Origin of the sequence: Pseudomonas laurentiana (genome assembly GCF_014648275.1) — a bacterium.
Classification (GTDB): Bacteria; Pseudomonadota; Gammaproteobacteria; order Pseudomonadales; family Pseudomonadaceae; genus Aquipseudomonas; species Aquipseudomonas laurentiana.
Map to the genome: position 1 here is coordinate 1 of NZ_BMQU01000052.1, position 3,370 is coordinate 3,370.

Genomic DNA, 3,370 nt, shown 5'->3' on the forward strand with positions numbered 1-3,370 from the left:
TGTGCAGATAGGGGTTTCGGAATTTAATCTTGACGATGAATGCATCGTTTCACTACTGAGTTCGGGATGGGATCAGGTGGTTCCAATGCTCTATGGTCGTCAAGAAATTCTGTGTACCAGACCGTCTTTCGACGCTCCAGCAAATCGGGTATGTGATAGCGATGTGAGTCGCAAACTTTCGGTTCGTTTCGTCTTCACAACACCGCAATCTGGCCTTTCGACGCAAATTGCTTGGGTGTTATATGGTCAAGCCTCACGGGCAATTAGTATTGGTTAGCTCAATGCCTCACAGCACTTACACACCCAACCTATCAACGTCGTAGTCTTCGACGGCCCTTCAGGGAGCTCAAGGCTCCAGTGAGATCTCATCTTGAGGCAAGTTTCCCGCTTAGATGCTTTCAGCGGTTATCTCTTCCGAACATAGCTACCCGGCAATGCCACTGGCGTGACAACCGGAACACCAGAGGTTCGTCCACTCCGGTCCTCTCGTACTAGGAGCAGCCCCTCTCAAATCTCAAACGTCCACGGCAGATAGGGACCGAACTGTCTCACGACGTTCTAAACCCAGCTCGCGTACCACTTTAAATGGCGAACAGCCATACCCTTGGGACCGGCTTCAGCCCCAGGATGTGATGAGCCGACATCGAGGTGCCAAACACCGCCGTCGATATGAACTCTTGGGCGGTATCAGCCTGTTATCCCCGGAGTACCTTTTATCCGTTGAGCGATGGCCCTTCCATACAGAACCACCGGATCACTAAGACCTACTTTCGTACCTGCTCGACGTGTCTGTCTCGCAGTCAAGCGCGCTTTTGCCTTTATACTCTACGACCGATTTCCGACCGGTCTGAGCGCACCTTCGTACTCCTCCGTTACTCTTTAGGAGGAGACCGCCCCAGTCAAACTACCCACCATACACTGTCCTCGATCCGGATGACGGACCTGAGTTAGAACCTCAAAGTTGCCAGGGTGGTATTTCAAGGATGGCTCCACGCGAACTGGCGTCCACGCTTCAAAGCCTCCCACCTATCCTACACAAGCAAATTCAAAGTCCAGTGCAAAGCTATAGTAAAGGTTCACGGGGTCTTTCCGTCTAGCCGCGGATACACTGCATCTTCACAGCGATTTCAATTTCACTGAGTCTCGGGTGGAGACAGCGCCGCCATCGTTACGCCATTCGTGCAGGTCGGAACTTACCCGACAAGGAATTTCGCTACCTTAGGACCGTTATAGTTACGGCCGCCGTTTACCGGGGCTTCGATCAAGAGCTTCGCGTTAGCTAACCCCATCAATTAACCTTCCGGCACCGGGCAGGCGTCACACCCTATACGTCCACTTTCGTGTTTGCAGAGTGCTGTGTTTTTAATAAACAGTCGCAGCGGCCTGGTATCTTCGACCGGCATGGGCTTACGGAGCAAGTCCTTCACCCTCACCGGCGCACCTTCTCCCGAAGTTACGGTGCCATTTTGCCTAGTTCCTTCACCCGAGTTCTCTCAAGCGCCTTGGTATTCTCTACCCAACCACCTGTGTCGGTTTGGGGTACGGTTCCTGGTTATCTGAAGCTTAGAAGCTTTTCTTGGAAGCATGGCATCAACCACTTCGCGCTCTAAAGAGCACTCGTCATCAGCTCTCGGCCTTAAGATCCCGGATTTACCTAAGATCTCAGCCTACCACCTTAAACTTGGACAACCAACGCCAAGCTGGCCTAGCCTTCTCCGTCCCTCCATCGCAATAACCAGAAGTACAGGAATATTAACCTGTTTTCCATCGACTACGCTTTTCAGCCTCGCCTTAGGGACCGACTAACCCTGCGTCGATTAACGTTGCGCAGGAAACCTTGGTCTTTCGGCGTGGGAGTTTTTCACTCCCATTGTCGTTACTCATGTCAGCATTCGCACTTCTGATACCTCCAGCAAGCTTCTCAACTCACCTTCACAGGCTTACAGAACGCTCCTCTACCGCGTCACCTAAGTGACACCCGTAGCTTCGGTGCATGGTTTGAGCCCCGTTACATCTTCCGCGCAGGCCGACTCGACTAGTGAGCTATTACGCTTTCTTTAAAGGGTGGCTGCTTCTAAGCCAACCTCCTAGCTGTCTAAGCCTTCCCACATCGTTTCCCACTTAACCATGACTTTGGGACCTTAGCTGACGGTCTGGGTTGTTTCCCTTTTCACGACGGACGTTAGCACCCGCCGTGTGTCTCCCATGCTCGGCACTTGTAGGTATTCGGAGTTTGCATCGGTTTGGTAAGTCGGGATGACCCCCTAGCCGAAACAGTGCTCTACCCCCTACAGTGATACATGAGGCGCTACCTAAATAGCTTTCGAGGAGAACCAGCTATCTCCGAGCTTGATTAGCCTTTCACTCCGATCCACAGGTCATCCGCTAACTTTTCAACGGTAGTCGGTTCGGTCCTCCAGTCAGTGTTACCTAACCTTCAACCTGCCCATGGATAGATCGCCCGGTTTCGGGTCTATACCCAGCGACTAAACGCCCTATTAAGACTCGCTTTCGCTACGCCTCCCCTATTCGGTTAAGCTCGCCACTGAATATAAGTCGCTGACCCATTATACAAAAGGTACGCAGTCACCTAACAAAGTAGGCTCCCACTGCTTGTACGCATACGGTTTCAGGATCTATTTCACTCCCCTCTCCGGGGTTCTTTTCGCCTTTCCCTCACGGTACTAGTTCACTATCGGTCAGTCAGTAGTATTTAGCCTTGGAGGATGGTCCCCCCATATTCAGACAAAGTTTCTCGTGCTCCGTCCTACTCGATTTCATTGATAAGAGATTTTCGCGTACAGGGCTATCACCCACTATGGCCGCACTTTCCAGAGCGTTCCGCTAATCTCAAATCAACTTAAGGGCTAGTCCCCGTTCGCTCGCCACTACTAAGGGAATCTCGGTTGATTTCTTTTCCTCAGGGTACTTAGATGTTTCAGTTCCCCTGGTTCGCCTCTTGCACCTATGTATTCAGTACAAGATACCTAGGTTATCCTAGGTGGGTTCCCCCATTCAGAGATCTCCGGATCAAAGTCTGTTTGCCGACTCCCCGAAGCTTATCGCAGGCTACCACGTCTTTCATCGCCTCTGACTGCCAAGGCATCCACCGTATGCGCTTCTTCACTTGACCATATAACCCCAAGCAATCTGGTTATACTGTGAAGACGACATTCGCCGAAAATTCGCAATACTCTTAAAGACTTAAGAGACACTCACAAATTTTACCTTAGCCTGAATAAACACCAGTGAAAGTGCTATCCAGTCTATTTCTATCACATACCCAAATTTTTAAAGAACGATTCTGAAAAAGTTCAGAAATCAACATTCACCATCAGCACGATGGAATGCTCATTTCTAAGCTTTGACA

The 3,370-nt window shown here is 50.7% G+C and carries 1 rRNA gene and 1 other annotated feature; the gene reads right to left on the reverse strand.

The features are described from left to right. Positions 1 to 27: 27 nt before the first annotated feature. Positions 28 to 104, reverse strand: a sequence feature (5S ribosomal RNA rRNA prediction is too short). Positions 105 to 242: 138 nt separating this feature from the next. Next, positions 243 to 3,133: ribosomal RNA gene (locus IE038_RS23635) — 23S ribosomal RNA — on the reverse strand. Positions 3,134 to 3,370: the final 237 nt, after the last annotated feature.